This window comes from Pseudomonas sp. CFBP 5748 (assembly GCF_053850495.1).
In genome coordinates, this window is the sequence record NZ_JBSPTN010000013.1 from 117,502 (window position 1) to 135,636 (window position 18,135).

The following is an 18,135-nucleotide window of genomic DNA, read 5'->3' on the forward strand; positions in this document are numbered from 1 at the left end:
GTCAGGCTTCAGACCGCGGCGCCTGCTTCGCGAGCAAGCTTTGCTCCCACGGGTTATGCACTTGCCAGGCTGTGGATCAGTCGCTCAGTTTTTCCGCCAGCGCCTTGACCCGGGCCAGATCGCCTTTGGCGACACGGGCTACACCGGTACCGTATTCAGGATCAGCCTTGTAGAGGAACGACAGGATGATGTGCTTGCTCTCCTCATCGGTGGTCGCCAGCGATCCGCCGAAACTCTCGATCAGGTCATTGCGCTCCTTCTGGTTGAACGAGCGATACAGGTCACCGGCCTGTTTGAAGTTCTGCTCGCGCTGGATCTTCGCCTGCTGGGTGCTGCCGGTCAGCGCGGTCTGGCTGTAGCGGGCCGATTGCGGCTCCTCGCGAGGTGTCAGGCGGCTCGGCTGGTAATTCACGCCGGTGCTGGTGCTGCCTGGGTTCATCGCACCGTCCTGGTTACCGTTGTTCACCGGCACCTTGGGGGCGTTGATCGGCAACTGCAGGGCATTGGCGCCGATCCGGTACATCTGCGTATCGGCGTAGGAAAACACTCGCCCCTGGAGCAAACGGTCTTCCGAAGGCTCGATCCCCGGCACAAGATTGGCCGGCGCCATCGCCACCTGTTCGGTTTCCTGGAACACATTTGCCGGATTGCGGTTCAAGACCATTTGTCCGACTTTGCGCTCAGGCACACCCGGCCAGATTTTGGTGGCGTCCAGTGGATCGAAATCAAACTTGGCAAGGTCCTGCGGGGTCAGCACCTGGACGTACATATCCCACTTTGGAAAGTCGCCTTTATTAATATGACTGACCAAGTCGTTGGTCATATGGCTGTAATCTTGCCCCTGAACTTTCACAACTTCTTTCGGATCAAGATTTTTCAGCCCCTGCAAACTTTTCCAATGAAACTTGACGTAGTGAACTTCACCCTTGGCGTTAACTAATTTGTAAGCATGCACACCGTTACCGTCCATTTCACGATAACTGGCCGGTGTACCAGAGTTGGAATACAACTCGGTCAGGGTGCGGGTCGACTCGGGAACATGGGAGAAGAAATCGAAACGACGTGAATCATCGTCCAGGTTGGTACGCGGGTCGGGTTTGAACGCGTGAACCATGTCGGGGAACTTGATGGCATCGCGAATGAAAAAGGTCGGGAAGTTGTTACCCACCAGGTCCCAGTTACCGTCAGCCGTGTAGAACTTTGTGGCAAAACCACGGGGGTCGCGCAAGGTTTCCGGCGAATGATTGCCATGCACCACCGCTGAAAAACGCACAAACACCGGGGTGACCTGGCCAGCGGCGAAGACCTTGGCCTTGGTCAGGTCGCTGAGGTCGTCGGAAACCGTGAAAGTGCCGTGGGCGCCAGTACCACGGGCATGCACCACGCGCTCAGGGATGCGTTCGCGGTCAAAACGCTGGAGCTTCTGGATCAACTGCACATCTTGCAGCAGGGTCGGACCGTTGGGACCGGCCGTTTGCGAATTCTGGTTGTCGCCAACAGCAGCACCGTTGTCCCGGGTCAAGGTGGCGGCATTGACGGACAAGGACAGCAGGCTGGCGGTCAACACAAAAAGAGCGCGGTTCTGGGGAAAAGCTCCGCGCCCAAGGGAAGTATTCATAGGTGTGTTCCTCTGATGTTATAGAGCGCATCCATGTGCGCCATCCAGAGGCTAGTGCTCTAGGATCTAAAACCTAAATAGAAATGCCGTACCGCTTCGATAGAAAAAACGTTGTGGGGAATCGGGTTGAAAGCGCGTATCACGCGCGATTGGTGGCACTTTGTAAACTTTTCGCCAGGGGTCGGGTCGATAACTGAAGCTTTGTAAGCAAGCGTTTCGAGCGGGACGCGTCGGGCTGATTTACACTGCCACTACCCACTTCATCTGTCACAAGGAACAACTCATGGGCGTGCTAAGCGAGTTCAAGGCCTTCGCGGTCAAAGGCAATGTCGTCGACATGGCCGTCGGGATCATCATCGGTGCCGCTTTCGGCAAAATCGTTTCGTCATTCGTTGGCGACGTGGTCATGCCGCCGATCGGCCTGCTGATTGGCGGGGTCGACTTCAGTGACCTGGCCATCACACTAAAGGCCGCCCAGGGTGAGGCGCCCGCCGTTGTACTGGCCTACGGTAAATTCATCCAGAGCACCATAGACTTCCTCATCGTGGCGTTCGCCATTTTCATGGGCATCCAGGCCATCAACCGCCTCAAGCGCGAAGAGGCCGTCGCCCCGAGCGCGCCACCCGTTCCGACCAAGGAAGAACTGCTGCTGACCGAAATTCGCGACCTGCTCAAGGCGCAGAACGAGAGGCCCTGAGGCGGTCGGCCACTGACATAACCCTTACCAATAGTTTTCCACCGCCACCTGACCCGGCCGGCGGGTAAGGCTCAGTTGCAGGCCCCGGGTCTTGAGCAGCTTGCGGGTGTCGTCGATCATTTGCGGGTTGCCGCATAGCATCACCCGCGAGTGTTCTGGCGTCAGCTCGATGCCAGCCACCCGCTCCAACTCGCCATTTTCGATCAGCGTGGTGATCCGTCCACTGAGCGCACCCGGATGCGGCTCACGGGTCACGGTCGCGATGAAACGAAACTTATGGGCGTACTCGGCCAGGTAGTCGCGCTGGACCAGCCCTTTGATCAGCTCCTGATACGCCAGCTCCTGCGCCTCGCGCACGCTGTACACCAGGATGATGCGCTCGAATTTTTCCCAGACTTCGAAATCCTGGAGAATCGAAAGGAACGGCGCAACACCCGTGCCCGTGGACAACAGCCACAAATCGCGCCCATCAACGAAGCGATCCAGCGTCAGGTAGCCAAAAGCCTGGCGATCCACCAACAGGCTGTCACCTGGTTTTAAGCGGCTAAGTTCGCTGGTGAACTCGCCATCCGGAACCACGATGGAAAAAAACTCAAGGAACTCGTCGAAGGGCGAAGACACCATGGAGTACGCTCGCCAGACGGTGGTCCCATCCGCCTTGACCACGCCCAGCCGGGCGAACTGACCCGCGCGGAAACGAAAACCGCGATCCCGGGTGGTGCGTAAAGTAAACAAATGAGATGTCAATGGCTGAACATCGAGCAGGGTTTGGCGGGTGAACTTCTCTGCGCTATCGGTCATGAGCCACTCCGTTGAGACTAGGAATACAGTGTCCCGCAAAGTGAGCCGTTTAACCACCGACCCGCGAGTAGTGGCATTTCGTCATAAGCGCCAACCTTGCCCACCTGAATCTTCCACCGAAGTTATACAAGTGCAAGACACTTGTAAAAATAAACAACTAAACAAACTGAGCCTGATATTACGCAAATGTAAGTAAACATAAAAAATTCAACTACAAGTTAGGAATAGTCCTACACTGAATTTTCGCATCATGGATTGGATCCGCATGGACGACTCAACCCAGGAGAGAGCGATGGACAAGTGGAAAGACTTGCAGCTGAGGAAGTTATCCTGTGAGAAAGACCTGCAAACAGCCTATCGGCTGACCCTGAATTTCTTTAACAATCAGGGATTTGAATACTGCGCATTTGCGGCCTACCTCGGGACTCCCGATAAGCACACCGGCAAAGTGAACCTGAATAACTACCCGTATGGATGGGACAGGTTTTATGAACAGAACGGCCACGCTTCGAATGACCCAGTAATAGCACATTGCAATCAATCCCCTCTCCCCATCCTCTGGGACGAACAGGTTTTTGCCCGTGCACCGAAGTTATGGCGCGAACTTAATCGACAAGGACTCAAATACGGTTGGACCCAAGCGGTTCATGATGAGCTGGGTGCGCATTACAGCCTGTTCAGCCTCGCACGGACTCATCGCGCCATCGATATCGAGGAGCACTATGGAAATCTCGGCTACGCCATTTTCGCCAGTCGAAGGCTGCATGCACTGGCGAGCAAAAAACTATCCGAGTCCATCGCCGACACGCGCAAATATCACCTGTCGCCAAGAGAGATCGAAGTGTTGAGGTGGTCTGCCGAAGGGAAGACCGCGTCGGAAGTGGGCAGGATCCTCTGTCTTTCCGAGCGCACGGTGAACTTCCATGTCTGCAGTTGCATGCGCAAGCTGAACGTCAGCAACAAAATTTCTGCAGTGGCCAAAGCGGCCCATATCCACGTGATCTGAACAGCGAGCCGGCCTTGCCATCTTAAAAACCCGCGAGTAATGCACAGCAAAAAAACGTACCATTTACGGCTCCACTTGAATGATGCCGCTTCTTGCACACGGCGCAGTTCATTCAGGCGGTCCCGCTGAAACACCTGCCTCAGGGGCAGCGGGACATTCGTTGATTTCCAGAGTCCCAGCCATGCCCTTGCTCGACAGTCCCTTTGCCCAACTCGACCTGATCCGCCAACCCGAACAGCAGAACGAACCGCTGCAAGCCTTCGACGCGGCCGATGAATACCTGCTCGCGTATCTGGCCGAACAGCAACCAGCCGCGCAGACCCGGGTCCTGGTGCTCAATGACAGCTTCGGCGCCCTGGCAGCCAGCCTGGCCGGCAAGGTTGAAGTGATCAGCAGTGGCGACTCGTTCCTGGCCTTGCAGGCGCTGGAGAAAAACCTGGTGCGCAACGGCCGTCCCTTCGATGCAGTGCCGGCATTGCCCGCCAGCGAGGCGTTCACCGGGCCTTTTGATCGCGTGCTGATCAAAGTGCCAAAAACCCTGGCCCTGCTGGAGGAACAACTGATTCGCCTGCAAGGCCAACTGGCGCCTGGAGCCCAGGTGATTGCCGCGGCAATGGTCAAGCATCTGCCCCGAGCCGCTGGCGACCTCTTGGAGCGCTACATCGGCCCGGTGCAAGCCTCCCTGGCGGTGAAAAAGGCTCGCCTGCTGATCGCTACACCAGACACCAGGACCCCGGCCGTATCGCCCTACCCCACCCGATACTGGCTGGACGAACCGAAGATCGAACTGCTCAACCACGCCAATGTGTTCTGCCGTGAAGGCCTGGACATCGGTACCCGGGCATTCCTGCCGCACCTGCCGAAAAACCTGGGAACGGCCCAGGTCGCGGACCTGGGCTGCGGCAATGGCGTGCTGGCAATCGCCAGCGCCCTGCAAAACCCCGAGGCCCGCTACACCCTGGTGGACGAGTCATACATGGCCGTGCAATCGGCCGCCGAGAACTGGCGAGCCGCCTTGGGCGAGCGCGAGGCGATCATCCGAGCCGGTGACGGTTTGGCCGGGCAGGAGGCGCAGTCCCTGGATGTGGTGCTGTGCAACCCACCCTTTCACCAACAGCAAGTGGTAGGTGACTTCCTCGCCTGGCGGATGTTCCAGCAGGCTCGCGAAGCCTTGGTGGTCGGTGGTGCGTTGTACATCGTGGGTAACCGGCACCTGGGCTACCACAGCAAACTGGCGCGGCTGTTCCGGGGCGTCGAGCAAGTGGCCGCCACGCCGAAATTCGTGATTCTCAAAGCCCGGAAATAAATCATCCGCAGTGGGAGCAAAGCTTGCTCCCACCGGCACATCAGTGAGTGGTCAGGCCCGCGGCGCTCATGAACATCCGCATCAGGCTGGCGACGATAAACAGCGCCAGCACACTCCCCGCCCAGATCAGCGCCAGCCAGCCGAGCCGTTGCCAGAGCGGCTTGCGCTCGGCCGCTTCGATGTCTTTCAAATCAGGTCTGGCCATGCTCAACACCTCGCAGGTCGATCAATGGTAGCCGTCGTCGTGGGTCACCTTGCCGCGGAACACGTAGTAGCTCCAGAAGGTGTACACCAGGATCAACGGGATGATGAACAGCGTACCGACCAACATGAAGCCCTGGCTCTGGGGCGGTGACGAGGCGTCCCAGATCGAGATGGACGGCGGCACGATATTCGGCCACAGGCTGATGCCCAGGCCGCTGTAGCCGAGGAAGATCAGCACCAAGGTCAGGATAAATGGCGTGTAATTGGCGTTGCGCGCCACTGCGCGAAACAAGCCGTACATGGTCACCAGCACCAGAATCGGCACCGGCAGGAACCAGAACAGGTTCGGCAGGGTGAACCAGCGGGCCGCGATATCAGCGTGGGCCAGTGGGGTCCAGATGCTGACGATACCGATCACTGCCAGCACGACGAACGCCAGCGGCCTGGCCAAGTCATGCATCTGCTCTTGCAATTTGCCTTCGGTCTTCATGATCAGCCAGGTGCAGCCGAGCAAGGCATAGGCCGCGATCAACGCCAGGCCGCAGAACATCGTGAACGGCGTGAACCAGTCCAAGGAGCCCCCGGCGAACTGGCGATTGACCACTTCGAAGCCATCGATGAACGCGCCCAGCGCCACGCCCTGGAAGAAGGTGGCCGTCAGCGAACCGCCGATGAACGCCTTGTCCCACAGGTGCCGCTTGTCAGCCTTGGCCTTGAAGCGGAATTCGAAGGCCACGCCCCGGAAGATCAGGCCGATGAGCATCAGGATCAATGGCAGGTACAGCGCCGAAAGCACCACCGAATAGGCCAGCGGAAATGCCCCGAACAGACCGGCACCGCCCAGCACCAGCCAGGTTTCGTTGCCGTCCCAGACCGGCGCCACAGTGTTCATCATCACATCACGGTCGCGCTCGCCCTTGACGAAGGGGAAGAGAATGCCGATTCCCAGGTCGAAGCCGTCCATGACCACGTACATCATGATGCCGAAGATGATGACCACGGCCCAGATCAGCGGAAGATCAATACCCATGACTCAATTCCCCTTGTTCGAGCGGTCGGTTGTGTCCACGTCTTCGCCGTCGTCGGCGGCCGACAATGGTCGGGCCGGCGTACGTTTCTGGCCTGGGCCACCATCGCTCGGCTCGGCTTCGTGGGCCTCAGGGCCCTTGCGCACCAGGCGCATCATGTAACTCAAGCCGGCGCCGAACAGCGCGAAATACACCACGACGAACAGCACCAGGGTGATGCTCATCTGCGCAAAACTGTGGCCGGAGGAAGCATCGGCCGTGCGCATCAGTCCGTAGACCACCCAAGGCTGGCGACCGATTTCAGTGGTGAACCAGCCGGCCAGGATCGCAATCAGGCCGGACGGTCCCATCCACAGCACCATGTAGAGGAACGGTCGGGATTGATAGATCCGATCCTTGCGGCGCAGCCACAGGCTGCACAGGCCGGTGAAAATCATCAGCAAGCCAAGGCCGACCATGACCCGGAACGACCAGAACACGATGGTCGAATTCGGTCGGTCCTCAGGTGGGAACTCCTTGAGGGCTGGCACCTGTTTGTCCAGGCTGTGGGTCAGGATCAGGCTCCCCAGGTAGGGGATCTCCACAGCGAACCGGGTCTTCTCGGCCTGCATGTCCGGCCAACCAAACAGAATCAGCGGGGTCGGCTCGTTGCCGACGTTCTCCCAGTGACCTTCGATGGCGGCGATCTTCGCCGGTTGATGCTTGAGGGTGTTGAGGCCATGGAAGTCACCGATGACCGCCTGGATCGGCGCCACCAGCAAAGCCATCCACATCGCCATCGACAGCATGCGGCGGATGGCCGGGGTATCGCGACCGCGCAACAAATGCCAGGCCGCTGACGAGCCCACAAAGAACGCCGTCGCGACAAACGCCGCCGTGGACATGTGCAACAGGCGATAAGGGAATGAGGGGTTGAACACCACCGCCAGCCAGTCCACCGGAATCACCCGGCCATCAATGATTTCGTAGCCCTGCGGGGTCTGCATCCAGCTGTTGGACGACAGAATCCAGAAGGTAGAGATCAGTGTGCCGATTGCTACCATCACCGTGGAGAAGAAGTGCAAGCCACGGCCGACGCGATTCCAGCCGAACAGCATCACGCCAAGGAAACCCGCCTCGAGGAAGAATGCCGTGAGCACCTCGTAGGTCAGCAGCGGCCCGGTTACCGCCCCGGCGAAGTCCGAGAAACGGCTCCAGTTGGTGCCGAACTGATAGGCCATGACCAATCCGGACACCACCCCCATGCCGAAGTTGACGGCAAAGATCTTCGACCAGAAGTGGTACAGGTCGCGGTAGGTGTCATCGCGAGTCTTGAGCCACAGGCCTTCGAGCACCGCCAGGTAACTCGCCAGGCCAATGGTGATGGCCGGGAACAGGATGTGGAACGAGATGGTGAACGCGAACTGGATTCGGGCGAGATCGAGCGCCTCCAAACCGAACATAAGTCTTCCTCTGTCAGGTAAAACCGGCTGCGGGCGGGGCCTGCATCACAATCCCCAGGGATATGGAGTGCGATGCTTTTCAAATCGTTCTTTTTAAAACCGTCACAACGCAGGACTCTGGCCGGATGGCCGCCAGCCCAACACTGCGAAGGGTGTTGATCTGGATCAAGCAATGCTCAAAGAGTAGCCGCATTATCGCCGATGAACGGCGTGGTCTTTTGTCGCGTGGCAGGTTGTCTCAGGCCGATCCAGAACGTTCCAGAGTACGCAGCTCCCTCGCCACAGGTGTCCACGATGTCCTTGACCTGAACAGTCCATAGGCGAAAGTAGATGTTTGGCTAACTATTTTTTCCGGCAAGCGTAATTTCCGGTTACAGCTCGGTGATAATCTCGATGCCTTCATCACCGGTCCCGTCATGATGCCCAGCCAAGCACCGCTGCTGCTCCGTCACCACCGCCCGTTCATCGCCTTCTGGCTGGCCCGGATATTCACCGCCAGCGGTTTCCAGATGCTCACCGTGGCCATCGGCTGGAACCTCTACCAACTGACCGGCAACGTCTTGGACCTGGGCCTTGTGGGCCTGGTGGAGTTCGCGCCACGGGTGCTGTTCATGCTGCATACCGGGCACGTGGCTGACCGTTATGACCGGCGCAAGGTCGCGGCCATCTGCCAGTCGCTACAGGCGTTGATTGCGCTGTCGCTGGCGATCGGCAGCGCCACCGACCATGTCACGCGGGAAATGATCTTCATCCTCGCCTTCCTGCTGGGCGCCGCCCGCTCCTTCGAAATGCCCACCACCCAGGCGCTGCTGCCGAGCATCGTGCCGGCCGCGCTGTTTCCCCGGGCCGTGGCCGCCGCCCAGTCGGCCCAACAATCGGCCACCATCGTTGCCCCGGCGCTCGGCGGTTTGCTCTACGCCTTCGGCAGCACCTGGGTCTATGGGCCGACCGTGCTGCTCTACATCATTGCCTGCTGCCTGATGCTCAACCTGCCTGCCCGGCAGACGCCGCTGAACAAAGGCAAGGCCACGATGGATTCATTGCTGGCCGGGATTCGCTTCATTCGCAGCCGCCCGGACATTCTCGGGGCGATCTCCCTGGACCTGTTCGCGGTGTTGCTCGGCGGCGCGACGGCGCTGCTGCCAGTGTTCGCCAAGGACATCCTGCTCACCGGCCCCTGGGGCCTGGGCCTGTTGCGTTCGGCGCCAGCGGTCGGGGCCTTGCTGATGTCGCTGTGGCTGGCGCGGTTTGCCGTGGAACGCAAGGTGGGCCGGGTGATGTTCACCGCCGTGGGCGTGTTCGGCGTCGCCACCATTGCCTTCGGCCTCTCCACTTCGTTCTGGTTTTCCCTGGCGGTGTTGGTGGTGCTGGGCGCGGCGGACATGATCAGCATGGTCATCCGCGCCTCCTTCGTACAGCTGGAAACGCCGGATGAAATGCGCGGTCGGGTCAGCGCGGTGAACGGGTTGTTCATCGGCGCTTCGAACCAGTTGGGCGAGTTCGAGTCCGGCCTGACCGCCCACTGGTTCGGCACCGTGCCAGCGGTGGTCATGGGCGGCGTCGGCACGCTGTTGGTGACCGGGGCCTGGATCAAACTGTTCCCGACCCTGGCCAACCGCGACCGGATGCACGAACCGGCGGAAACCGCAAAAGCCTAGAGCAACTTGTCGAGGGTGATCGGGAAGTCCCGTACCCGCTTGCCGGTGGCGTGGTAAATCGCATTGGCCACCGCCGCCGCCACACCGACGATACCGATTTCACCGACGCCCTTGGAGCCGAGGGCGTTGACGACTTCATCGTGTTCATCGACAAAAACCACGTCAATATCGCCGATGTCGGCGTTAACCGGCAGATGGTACTCGGCCAGGCTGTGGTTCATGTGGCGGCCCAGCCCATGGTCGGTCAGGGTTTCTTCGTGCAGGGCCATACCGATGCCCCAGACCACGCCACCGAGAATCTGGCTGCGAGCGGTTTTCGGGTTGATCACCCGCCCGGCCGCAATGGCGCTGACCACTCGATTGACCTTCACCGTGCCCAGGTCTTCATCCACCCACACTTCGACAAACACCGCCGAGTGGGTGGCGGTGGCGTAGGCCTGGCGTTTTTCGTCCGGCTCGGCGGTGACCTGGGCCTGCAGCGGCGTCTCGCCGCTTTTTTGCGCCAGCTCGGCCAATGCCACGCTCGCCTCGCCCAGCCGCAGTTGGCCATCGACAAACGTCACTTGCTCAAGGGTCGCGCCGCTGAAGGCCGGGTAGGTCTGCCGGGCCACGGCCAACAGTTTTTCCTTCAAGGCTTCACAGGCCTGCTGCACGGCGGTGCCCACCGACGAGACGGTGAACGAACCGCCCTGCAGCGGCGCCGTAGGCAGCGACGAATCACCGAGGACAAAGCTGACGTCTTCAAGAGAAACACCTGACGCCTCGGCGGCGATCTGGGTCATGACTGTGTAGGTCCCAGTACCGATGTCAGTGGTGGCGCTGCTGACGGTCAGCTTGCCGTCAGCCGCCAGCGAAGCCTTGGCGCTGGCCTTCTGCTGCATGGCTTCCCACACGCCACCGGCCATGCCCCAGCCCACCAGTTGCCGGCCTTCACGCATGCTGCGCGGCTCCGGGTTGCGCTTGTCCCAACCGAAACAGCGGGCGCCCTGAGCGTAACACTCACGCAATTGCTTGCTGGAATACGGCTTGCCTTCGTTCTCGTTGCGCTCGGCGTAGTTGATCAACCGCAGTTGCACCGGATCGATCGCCAGGGCACAAGCCAGTTCATCCATGGCGCACTCCAGGCCAATCAAGCCCAGGGCGGCGCCCGGCGCGCGCATGTCCAGCGGCGTGTAGACGTCCAGCGGCACCAACTGGTAGGTCAATTCCACGTTGTCGCAGTGATAGAGCATGCCGCTCCACTCCACCACATGCTCGGTGAAATCTTCGAAACGCGAGGTCTGGCCGATGGCGCTGTGGGCCACGGCCAACAACCGACCGTTGGCCGCCGCACCCAGCTGCAAGCGCTGCAAGGTGCGCGGTCGATAGCCGAAGGTAAACATCTGCTGGCGCGTCAGGCTGACCCGCACGGAGCGCTTGAGCGCCAGGGCCGCCATCACGGCCAAAGGTAATTGATATTGCGGTCGCAGCCCGGAACCAAAGGCGCCGCCGACAAAAGCGGCGAACACGCGCACCTGTTCTTTCTCGAGCCCGAACACTTTTTGCACATAGGCCTGACAGTTTTGCGTGCCTTGGGTCTTGTCGTGGATGTGCAGGCTACCGTCGGGTTGATACAGCACAGTGGAGGCATGAGGCTCCATCGGGTTGTGGTGTTCGATCGGCGTGCTGTAGGACACATCCACATTGAGCGCCGCACTGGCGTACTCACCCTGAAAATTCCCACGGGGCTTGGGCAATTCCGCCGGTGCCGAACGGGCTTCGTTTTGCAGGATGGTCAGATCGGTCTGATGGTCCTGGGCTTCATATTCGATTTCAATCAGTGAGCCAGCATAGCGGGCCAACTCCAGGTGTTCGGCGACCACCAAGGCCAGCGGCTGGCCGCTATAGAGAACCTGGTCGTTGTACAAGGGCCGAAATGGTGAACCGTCCGCGGCGTCGGCGTCCTGATAGGGCTCATCGTAGCTGGCGATCCTGGGCCGGTTGGTGTGGTCGATCACCGCGACCACCCCGGGCAGCGCCAAGGCGCGGGAAGCATCAATGCGCAGCACACGCCCGCGGGCGATATTGCCGGACACGATGCTGCCATGCAGCAGGCCGTCGGCGGGATATTCACCGGCATATCGGGCCTGGCCCGTGACCTTGAGCAGGCCATCGACCCGGTCCAGTGGCTGCCCTATGGATTTGCTCGGAGCGTTCATCAGGCTTGTCCTCCTCGTGCAGCACCCAGTGCGGCATCGCTCAAGGCGCGGACAATCGCCCGGCGCGCCAGTCTGACCTTGAAACCGTTGTGTGCCAGCGGCTCGGCGTTTTGTAGCAGCGCATCGGCGGCGGCAGTGAAGGTTTCGCGGCTGACGGCCTGGCCAACCAACCCACTCTCCACGGCCCGGTCGCGCCAGGGTTTGTGGGCCACGCCGCCCAGGGCCAGGCGCGCCTGGCGGATCACCGGCCCGTCCAGTTCCAGCGCCGTCGCCACCGAAACCAGCGCAAAGGCATAGGAGGCCCGGTCGCGAATCTTCAGATAGTGGCTATGGTCGGCGAAACCGGCGGCAGGCAATTCGATGGCGGTGATCAATTCGTCATCGGCCAGTTGGTTATCCCGCTGCGGAGCATCGCCGGGCAGGCGATGGAAGTCAGCGAACTCGATGGTCCGCGCGCCGCCCCGGCCCAGCACATGCACCACGGCTTCCAGCGCGGCCAGGGCCACGCACATGTCAGAGGGATGGGTGGCGACACATTGATCGCTGGCGCCGAAAATCGCGTGGATCCGGTTCAAACCATCCCGGGCCGGGCAGCCACTGCCGGGGCGGCGTTTGTTACATGGCACGCTGGCGTCGTAGAAGTAATAACAGCGGGTGCGTTGCAGCAGGTTACCGCCGGTGCTGGCCATGTTGCGCAATTGCGGCGAAGCGCCAGCCAGGATCGCCTGGGACAGCAGCGGATAACGGTGCTCGATCCACGGGTGCCAGGCCAGGTCCGCATTACTCACCAATGCGCCGATCATCACCCCGCCGGAAGGGGTTTCACTGAGGTCCGCCAGGGGCAGGCCGGTGATGTCGATCAGGTGTTCGGGACGGGTGAGGTTTTCTTTCATCAGGTCCAGCAGGTTGGTGCCACCGGCGATGAAACGCGACGCCGGACTCGACAGGTCGATGGCGGCCTGCACGGTGTCGGGCTTGCTGTACTGGAAGGGATTCATTGATCACCTCCCGGTGGCTGGCAGAGCGGCAATGCCTCTTCGATGGCATCACGAATGTTGTTGTAGGCGCCGCAGCGGCAGAGGTTGCCACTCATCAATTCGCTGATCTGCGCAACGGTCCGCGCCCTACCCTCGTTGACCAGACCCAGCGTCGAGCAGATCTGCCCCGGCGTGCAATAACCGCACTGGAACGCGTCATGCTTAATAAAAGCCTGCTGCATGGGGTGCAATTGATCGGCGCTGGCCAGGCCCTCAATGGTGGTCAATTCGGCGCCGTCGCACATGACGGCCAGCGTGAGGCAGGCGTTGATCCGCTTGCCATCGCGCAGCACCGTGCAAGCGCCACACTGGCCGTGGTCGCAGCCTTTTTTGCTACCCACCAGGTCCAATTGCTCGCGCAGCAGGTCCAGCAACGTGGTCCAGGGCAACACCTGCAGTTCACGCACCAGGCCATTGAGGGTCAGACGAATCGGATGACGGACGAAGGACGCCGGCGTCGCTTCGGACAGGGTCGCGCTCATGGAACACCTCACGGTTGGTCGTACTCGCGGCGTTTTGGGAAACCGCCGTCATAAGGGGTACGACTTCTGGGTGGAGTGAGCGTTCAAGGCAAGTTAACGACGCAAGATTGCCTGCGTCTGCTGCGCAGCCGAGCGGGAGCAAGCTCCCTCGCCACAGTGAAGCGTGTCAGGCCAGCAACTCCGCGGCCACTACGCCTCTCACGCCCTTGCCACAGAGTTGCTCCACCAGCGTCAAGGCAAACGCCAGGGCGGCGGCCGAGCCTTGGGCGGTGATGCAATTGCCGTCCACCACCACCGGTTGATCGACGAAGCTGCATCCGGACAACTGCTGGCTCACGGCGGGCAGGCAGGTCATGCGGCGCTGGCGCAGTACGCCAAACCTCTGTAGTGCCAGGGCCGGGGCTTCGCCAATGGCGCAGAAAAACCGTCCAGTGGCAGCCTGGTCCTTGATCAGTTGTTGCAACGGTTGATGGGCCGCCAGGTGTTGGGTGCCGATAATGCCGCCGGGCAGGACGATCAGGTCGAAATCCTGCACAAGCATGTCCACCAACATGCCATCGGCGGTCAAGCGTGTACCGCGTGCGCAGGTGAGCATCCGCCGTGCCTCGATACTCGCCACCACCACTTCGACCTGAGCCCGGCGCAGCACATCGATCAGGGTGACCGTCTGCAAGTCATCGACACCTTCGGCGACAGCAATCAGGGCTCGGGGGATTTTGGTTCCGGGAATCATGGGCGCTCTCCGCTGGGGTGTTCCTGAAGTGTAGGAGCTGCCGAAGGCTGTGATCTTTTGATCTTTTGATCTTTCGCTTGGGACTCAAGTGACTGGGGTAAAGATCGCAGCCTCGCTTCGCTCGACAGCTCCTACGCGGCTGCTACCGGGGAGCGGTGGCTATTTGATGGACAGTTGGGTCGACATCCGATTACCCGGTGCGTTAATCGACGTGTTGCTGAAGCTGAAGGTGCCTTCCTGCTTGCCCTTCAGATCGAAGATGTACAGATAGCCGACAATTTTGGTCGTGGCCGAACAGTCGTTGAGGTTGCCATTACTGTACGCACACACCGGCGAACGGGTGCCATCGACCTCGAAGCCGTCCAGGGTGACCTGGGGCTGGCGGCCGTACCCGACCTCCAGCACGTAGACCTTGATATTCGGCCCGCTGTGATCGCAACGAGTCTGCGCCTGCCCTTGGGCGATGTCCTCGAAACCACAGGCCGGCGATTCGACCTTGAGCACCTTGACCTCACTCAGGGGCGGTGCCGGCGCGGCATTGACGGCCTGCCCGGGCCACCACAGGCCCAGCGCACAGGCCAATGCAGCCATCAGGTTTTTATTCATGCGATACATAAAGATCTCCCGGAACCGCGCGCAGTATGGCCCACTTGGCGCGCCGGCAAAACATCGACGAGGATCGCAGCCACAGCGCCACGCTGCTGGTATGATGCGCGGCTTTTTCCGACCCACAGAAAATTCCCGGGCGCCGCTGGCGACCTGTGCTTTGCTGTTGAGGTCGATACATTCACGGCGCCCGGCGCGCCACGGGGAGCAGACATGCTGGAAAGGCTGTTTCAACTCAAGGCACACAACACCAACGTGCGGACCGAGATCCTGGCGGGCGTCACGACCTTCCTGGCCATGGCCTACATCCTGTTCGTCAACCCGAGCATCCTCGGCGAAACCGGCATGGACAAAGGCGCGGTATTCGTCGCCACCTGCCTGGCAGCGGCCATCGGCTCCACGGTCATGGGGCTGATCGCCAACTACCCGATCGCCCTCGCGCCCGGCATGGGCCTGAACGCCTTCTTCACCTACACCGTGGTCCTGCACATGGGCCATACCTGGCAAGTGGCGCTGGGCGCGGTGTTCATTTCCGCCGTGCTGTTCTTCATGTTGTCGATCTTTCGCATCCGCGAGTGGATCATCAACAGCATCCCGCTGCCCCTGCGCTCGGCCATTGCTGCCGGTATCGGCCTGTTTCTGGCGCTGATCGCCCTCAATAACGCCGGCATCGTGGTGAAAAACCCAGCGACCATGGTCGGCCTCGGCGACTTGAAGCAACCGGCGCCGATCCTCGCGACCCTCGGCTTCGTCCTGATCGTCGCCCTCGAAGCACTGAAAGTGCGTGGCGCCGTGCTGATCGGCATCCTCGCGGTGACCATCGTCTCGATCCTGATGGGCTTCACAGCGTTCGGCGGCGTGATCTCCATGCCGCCGTCCCTGGCCCCAACGTTCCTGCAACTGGACATCAAGGGCGCCCTGGACATCGGTCTGGTGAGCGTGATCTTCGCCTTTCTGTTCGTCGACCTGTTCGACAACTCCGGCACCCTGATCGGCGTCGCCAAGCGCGCCGGGCTGATGGGCAAGGACGGCCACATGCCGAAAATGGGCCGCGCGCTGATCGCCGACAGCACCGCCGCCATGGCCGGTTCGCTGCTGGGCACCTCCACCACCACCAGCTACATCGAGTCGGCGGCGGGCGTCAGTGCCGGCGGCCGTACTGGCCTGACCGCCATTGTCGTGGCGATCCTGTTCCTGCTGGCGCTGTTCTTCTCGCCACTGGCCGCCAGCGTCCCGCCCTTCGCCACCGCGCCGGCCTTGCTGTTCGTCGCCGTGCTGATGACCTCGGGCCTGGCGGAAATCGATTGGGACGACATCACCGTGGCCGCCCCCGTGGTGATCACTGCCCTGGCGATGCCGTTCACCTATTCCATCGCCAACGGCATCGCCTTCGGTTTCATCGCCTGGACCGCCATCAAACTGGTGTCCGGCCGTGGCCGTGAGTTGAACCCGGCGCTGGTCATCCTGTCGATTCTGTTCGTGATCAAGTTGGGTTGGTTCAACGCATGACTTTTGATTCCCACGCCTACGCCGCTCAGCTCCAGGACAAGGTCACCCGCTTGCGTGACCTGCTGGCCCCGTTCGATGCTCCGGAGCCTGCGGTGTTTGACTCCCCGCTGGAACACTTTCGCCTGCGCGCCGAATTCCGCCTGTGGCGCGAGGCCGGCGAACGGCATTACGCGATGTTCTCCCAGGACGACAAGCGCACGCCGATCCTCATCGAAGCGTTTCCCATCGCCAGCCTGCGCATCAACCAATTGATGCCGCAACTCAAGGCGGCCTGGCAGGCCAGTGCGCCCCTGAGTCATAAACTGTTCCAGGTGGAGTTCCTGACCACCCTGGCCGGCGATGCGATGATCACCCTGTGTTATCACCGCCCGCTGGATGAACACTGGCACGCCGCGGCCTCGAAACTGGCAAGCGACCTGGGCGTGAGCATCATTGGTCGCTCCAAAGGCAAGCGCGAAGTGATCGGCCATGACTATGTAGTGGAGAAACTCGACGTCGGCGGCCGCACCTTCAGCTACCGCCAGCCTGAAGGCGCCTTCACCCAGCCCAACGGCACGGTGAACCAGAAGATGCTCAACTGGGCCTACGAGGCCTTGGGCGATCGCAGCGACGATCTGCTGGAGTTGTACTGCGGCAACGGCAACTTCACCCTGCCCCTGGCCACCCGCGTACGCAAAGTGCTGGCCACCGAAATCAGCAAGACCTCGGTGAACGCTGCGTTGAGCAACCTCAGCGAGAATGCTGTGGATAACGTCACGCTGGTGCGTCTGTCAGCCGAAGAGCTGACCGAAGCCCTGAACGAAGTCCGCCCGTTCCGTCGCCTGCACGGTATCGATCTCAAGAGCTACGAATTCGGCAGTGTCTTCGTCGATCCGCCCCGCGCCGGCATGGACCCGGACACCTGCGAGCTGACCCGACGCTTCGAGAACATCCTTTACATCTCCTGCAACCCGCAAACCCTCGCCGCCAACATCGCGCAACTGCACGACACCCATCGCATCACCCGCTGCGCGATGTTCGATCAATTCCCCTGGACCCATCACATGGAGTCCGGGGTGTTGCTGACTCGGCGCTGAGAGAGTCAGCCCCCTGTGGCGAGGGAGCTTGCTCCCGCTCGGCCGGGCTGGCGCTCCAGGGGGCAGCAACCGCAAAAAGCTTGGGGCTGCTGCGCAGCCCAGCGGGAGCAAGCTCCCTCGCCACAATTTCTATCTCCAAAACTTACCGAGTCTAAGGTGGTGTTCGATCATCGAACACTTATTGGCCCGCGACGTCGGCTTTATTTGACCAAATTAACCATCTAGTACAATTTATCTCCACCGGCCGAAACCTGGCCGACGCCAACAATAAAAATGTGGAGAAATTGCGATGCCTCCGATCGTTCTGGTGCTCAACGGCCCGAACCTGAACCTGCTCGGCACCCGCGAGCCGGCGACCTACGGTCACGAAACCCTGGCTGACATCTCGTCGCTGTGCGGCCGCGCCGCTGAAGAATTCGGCCTGGGCGTGGAATTTCGCCAGACCAACCAGGAAGGCGAATTGCTCGACTGGATTCACGGTGCCCGTGGCCGGTGTGCCGGTATCGTCATCAACCCGGCGGCCTGGACTCATACATCCGTGGCGATCCGCGATGCGCTGGTGGCCAGCGAAGTGCCGGTCATCGAAGTTCACCTGTCCAACGTCCACTCCCGCGAGACCTTCCGCCATCATTCCTTTGTCTCATCCGTCGCTATCGGCGTGATGTGCGGGTTTGGCAGCCATGGTTATCGCCTGGCCCTGGAACATTTCAGTCAGCGGTTGAAGGGTTGATAAG

General features: G+C 60.9%; 17 protein-coding genes. 7 read left to right on the forward strand and 10 right to left on the reverse strand.

Features of this window, described 5'->3' with window-relative positions:
- Positions 1-76: 76 nt before the first annotated feature.
- Positions 77-1,618 carry a catalase KatB gene (katB, locus tag ACWNZ1_RS24525; protein ID WP_135847268.1) on the reverse strand — a complete coding sequence of 514 codons (1,542 nt, stop codon included), beginning with the start codon at positions 1,616-1,618 and terminating at the stop codon, positions 77-79.
- 283 nt (positions 1,619-1,901) lie between these two features.
- On the opposite strand from katB, the gene mscL reads away from it, so the two are divergent.
- Positions 1,902-2,315, forward strand: coding sequence for a large-conductance mechanosensitive channel protein MscL (gene mscL, locus ACWNZ1_RS24530; RefSeq protein WP_135847269.1), 414 nt, complete (start codon positions 1,902-1,904; stop codon positions 2,313-2,315).
- A 24-nt stretch (positions 2,316-2,339) separates the two neighbouring features.
- Here mscL and ACWNZ1_RS24535 read toward each other — a convergent pair whose 3' ends face one another.
- On the reverse strand, positions 2,340-3,116 hold the full coding sequence (locus ACWNZ1_RS24535) for a ferredoxin--NADP reductase (protein WP_135847270.1): 777 nt from the start codon (positions 3,114-3,116) through the stop codon (positions 2,340-2,342).
- Positions 3,117-3,408: 292 nt separating this feature from the next.
- On the opposite strand from ACWNZ1_RS24535, the gene ACWNZ1_RS24540 reads away from it, so the two are divergent.
- Positions 3,409-4,122, forward strand: coding sequence for an autoinducer binding domain-containing protein (locus tag ACWNZ1_RS24540; protein ID WP_135847271.1), 714 nt, complete (start codon positions 3,409-3,411; stop codon positions 4,120-4,122).
- A gap of 181 nt (positions 4,123-4,303) precedes the next feature.
- Positions 4,304-5,428 carry a methyltransferase gene (locus ACWNZ1_RS24545; protein WP_135847272.1) on the forward strand — a complete coding sequence of 375 codons (1,125 nt, stop codon included), beginning with the start codon at positions 4,304-4,306 and terminating at the stop codon, positions 5,426-5,428.
- A gap of 40 nt (positions 5,429-5,468) precedes the next feature.
- On the opposite strand, the gene ACWNZ1_RS24550 is transcribed toward ACWNZ1_RS24545, so the two are convergent.
- The 3 genes from ACWNZ1_RS24550 to ACWNZ1_RS24560 are packed head-to-tail and all read right to left on the reverse strand — an operon-like array spanning position 5,469 to position 8,102.
- On the reverse strand, positions 5,469-5,633 hold the full coding sequence (locus ACWNZ1_RS24550) for a DUF2474 domain-containing protein (RefSeq protein WP_135847273.1): 165 nt from the start codon (positions 5,631-5,633) through the stop codon (positions 5,469-5,471).
- A 21-nt stretch (positions 5,634-5,654) separates the two neighbouring features.
- The gene (gene cydB / locus ACWNZ1_RS24555) at positions 5,655-6,662 is read right to left on the reverse strand and encodes a cytochrome d ubiquinol oxidase subunit II (protein WP_135847274.1); all 1,008 of its coding nucleotides are present in this window, start codon (positions 6,660-6,662) and stop codon (positions 5,655-5,657) included.
- 3 nt (positions 6,663-6,665) lie between these two features.
- Positions 6,666-8,102, reverse strand: coding sequence for a cytochrome ubiquinol oxidase subunit I (locus tag ACWNZ1_RS24560; protein ID WP_135847275.1), 1,437 nt, complete (start codon positions 8,100-8,102; stop codon positions 6,666-6,668).
- Positions 8,103-8,521: 419 nt separating this feature from the next.
- Here ACWNZ1_RS24560 and ACWNZ1_RS24565 point away from each other — a divergent pair, with 419 nt between their 5' ends.
- Complete coding sequence (locus tag ACWNZ1_RS24565) at positions 8,522-9,760, forward strand: MFS transporter (RefSeq protein ID WP_135848073.1); 1,239 nt, start codon at positions 8,522-8,524, stop codon at positions 9,758-9,760.
- On the opposite strand, the gene ACWNZ1_RS24570 is transcribed toward ACWNZ1_RS24565, so the two are convergent.
- From ACWNZ1_RS24570 to ACWNZ1_RS24590, 5 genes are all read right to left on the reverse strand, one after another.
- Positions 9,757-11,958 (reverse strand): xanthine dehydrogenase family protein molybdopterin-binding subunit, encoded by a 2,202-nt coding sequence (locus tag ACWNZ1_RS24570; RefSeq protein WP_256453772.1) that lies wholly within the window; start codon positions 11,956-11,958, stop codon positions 9,757-9,759. The two genes, ACWNZ1_RS24565 and ACWNZ1_RS24570, sit on opposite strands and share 4 nt — an antisense overlap.
- On the reverse strand, positions 11,958-12,956 hold the full coding sequence (locus ACWNZ1_RS24575) for an FAD binding domain-containing protein (protein ID WP_135847277.1): 999 nt from the start codon (positions 12,954-12,956) through the stop codon (positions 11,958-11,960). Before ACWNZ1_RS24575 ends, ACWNZ1_RS24570 begins: the two co-directional genes overlap by 1 nt.
- On the reverse strand, positions 12,953-13,477 hold the full coding sequence (locus ACWNZ1_RS24580) for a (2Fe-2S)-binding protein (RefSeq protein ID WP_456027930.1): 525 nt from the start codon (positions 13,475-13,477) through the stop codon (positions 12,953-12,955). The genes ACWNZ1_RS24575 and ACWNZ1_RS24580 overlap by 4 nt, the downstream gene beginning before the upstream one ends.
- 166 nt (positions 13,478-13,643) lie before the next feature.
- Positions 13,644-14,210, reverse strand: coding sequence for a DJ-1 family glyoxalase III (locus tag ACWNZ1_RS24585; protein ID WP_135847279.1), 567 nt, complete (start codon positions 14,208-14,210; stop codon positions 13,644-13,646).
- A 159-nt stretch (positions 14,211-14,369) separates the two neighbouring features.
- On the reverse strand, positions 14,370-14,825 hold the full coding sequence (locus tag ACWNZ1_RS24590; protein WP_135847280.1) for a DUF4879 domain-containing protein: 456 nt from the start codon (positions 14,823-14,825) through the stop codon (positions 14,370-14,372).
- A 204-nt stretch (positions 14,826-15,029) separates the two neighbouring features.
- Here ACWNZ1_RS24590 and ACWNZ1_RS24595 point away from each other — a divergent pair, with 204 nt between their 5' ends.
- The 3 genes from ACWNZ1_RS24595 to aroQ all read left to right on the forward strand — a co-directional run bounded on the left by ACWNZ1_RS24595 (position 15,030) and on the right by aroQ (position 18,131).
- Positions 15,030-16,325, forward strand: a complete 1,296-nt coding sequence (locus ACWNZ1_RS24595) for an NCS2 family permease (protein ID WP_135847281.1) — start codon at positions 15,030-15,032, stop codon at positions 16,323-16,325.
- A complete protein-coding gene (trmA, locus tag ACWNZ1_RS24600; RefSeq protein WP_135847282.1) occupies positions 16,322-17,401 on the forward strand; it encodes a tRNA (uridine(54)-C5)-methyltransferase TrmA in 1,080 nt (359 codons plus the stop codon). The genes ACWNZ1_RS24595 and trmA overlap by 4 nt, the downstream gene beginning before the upstream one ends.
- Before the next feature lie 289 nt (positions 17,402-17,690).
- Positions 17,691-18,131 carry a type II 3-dehydroquinate dehydratase gene (gene aroQ / locus ACWNZ1_RS24605; protein ID WP_122565092.1) on the forward strand — a complete coding sequence of 147 codons (441 nt, stop codon included), beginning with the start codon at positions 17,691-17,693 and terminating at the stop codon, positions 18,129-18,131.
- The last annotated feature ends 4 nt before the right edge of the window (positions 18,132-18,135 follow it).